The organism is Aquipseudomonas alcaligenes NBRC 14159, assembly GCF_000467105.1.
GTDB lineage: Bacteria > Pseudomonadota > Gammaproteobacteria > Pseudomonadales > Pseudomonadaceae > Aquipseudomonas > Aquipseudomonas alcaligenes.
In genome coordinates this window covers 1-1677 of sequence record NZ_BATI01000096.1, presented here as the reverse complement: position 1 = coordinate 1677, position 1677 = coordinate 1, and the positions used below count along the sequence as shown (strand labels likewise).

Annotated in this window: 2 protein-coding genes; both read right to left on the bottom strand. The window is 54.8% G+C overall.

Features of this window, described 5'->3' with window-relative positions; translation table 11 throughout:
• Positions 1-120: 120 nt before the first annotated feature.
• Positions 121-921, bottom strand: a complete 801-nt coding sequence (locus PA6_RS23255) for an inositol monophosphatase family protein (RefSeq protein WP_081672160.1) — start codon at positions 919-921, stop codon at positions 121-123.
• A gap of 51 nt (positions 922-972) precedes the next feature.
• Positions 973-1677, bottom strand: a 705-nt coding sequence (locus PA6_RS22170) for a DEAD/DEAH box helicase (RefSeq protein ID WP_021703193.1), incomplete at its 5' end; no start/stop codon positions are given.

The following is a 1677-nucleotide window of genomic DNA, read 5'->3' as shown; positions in this document are numbered from 1 at the left end:
TTTCCCTAAGGAATGGCTGGGGAGCACCACTCTACTTGGAGGCTGGTTTTGGTGAAAGATGTCATAAGGTCAGACCTAGCGTTGCCGCCAAGAGCCATCCCGCGAGAGCGCTCGAGGAGTTCAGAAAAGGCGTTGCCAGTCCCTGTTAGCGAGCTCTCTACACACTTCAGGGGCGCCACCAAAGCATCGCCTCGATACGCTCATCATTTGCGCCACGGAGTGGTATGTGACCGGTAATCCATCCTGGTTCAGAAGCACACCATTTGCGCCTGTCAAAAGAGCATGGCCGGCTACGACATCATGCGCGCCCACCGATACAAGGGACGCACCTGCGATTGCATCACCGACGGCAACTCGTGCTAACCGATAGGCAATGCTTGGCATGGGACAACAATTAGCGGGCGAACATAACTCTGCATTCAGGTCAGCTTTACTACCTGCAGCTGTACTCATCAGAACCTGGCTACCAGACGTTAGTGGCCCACGTTGCAACCCTGAAAGAACTTCCTCCCCATTGCGAATGACGCGGGAGCATCCTTCCGCCCAAGCAATGCAATCAGGACCACGGTCGACCGTGATCGGCGCATAGACCACGCCAAGAACCGGCCTAGAACCACGCAGTAGCCCGACAGAAATAGCTGATCCCTGTCGCCCGAGCAGGAAATCTCTAGTCCCGTCGTTGGGATCAACAACCCAACAGTATTCATGCCCAGAAAGGTGATAGCCGGTTTCCTCTCCCCAGAAATCGCAGCCCAGCAGTTCAAGCAAGCTTTTGCGTAGAAGTACTTCGATCTCTGTGTCCACGCTTGCTTTATCCCCCGAGCCCCTGGGCCCACCTGAGCGCTTCCACTCAGCAGCCAGCAGTTTGCCAGCCAACTGCACGCACTTGGTAACTGGGGCTAGTAACTCGACGCAGCTCATACAAGCCTCCAAAAGCAAGAAGTTAGTGCCCCACAAGCCTCAGATGAAGACTTAGAAAAGCGCTAACAACTGATAGTGATAGCGCTGTGAGAAACTCAGTCGGTAGAGCGAAGTGGAATCGGAGTCGCTCGGGGAAAGCCCCAACGAGAACCCGCAAATTGATGGCGCAGCATCATCGCTCGACGGGCACCTCAACTCGTAGCTTGGTGCCAGCTCGCTGATCAGATCTTCGACTATGTCAGGCGGAGCATGCACCCGACTGAGAATGGCTAAATCTTCGGGCAGGTCATCAGCCACTCGTTGAGAGAACCCTTCAAGGGTCGACTCTGCCAACACATACAACCAAGCCTGGTCATCAGCCGCTCCAGTTCGACGCAAAACACGCCCTAACACCTGGCGGTAATGCAACTCCGTGCGAATACGGCTGAGGTAGCAACAAACCTGCAATCGGGGGATATCTGTCCCTTCGCTGATCATCCCCACAGCTACGATCCAACGAGAAGCGCCATGCCTGAACTCGTTAATTCCATCCTGAGCACGTTTATCTCTGTTGGTCACGATTCGGCATGATTCACCCCTAGCCTCAAGTGCCAGCGCTACTTGGTGCGCATGCTCAACATCAGTGGCAACCACCAGACCGCCTGCATCCGGCTTAACCTTTCTGAGGTCATCGAGTTTTGCGATCGCAAGACCGAGCATCTGACTGATGATTTCAGGGTTCCGAAGCAGCTCCTCATAGGAAACCGGGGACTCACT

Coding starts and splice junctions, on each gene's coding strand:
- PA6_RS23255 (WP_081672160.1), bottom strand. CDS start 921: ATGAGCTGCGTCGAGTTACTAGCCCCAGTTACCAAGTGCGTGCAGTTG.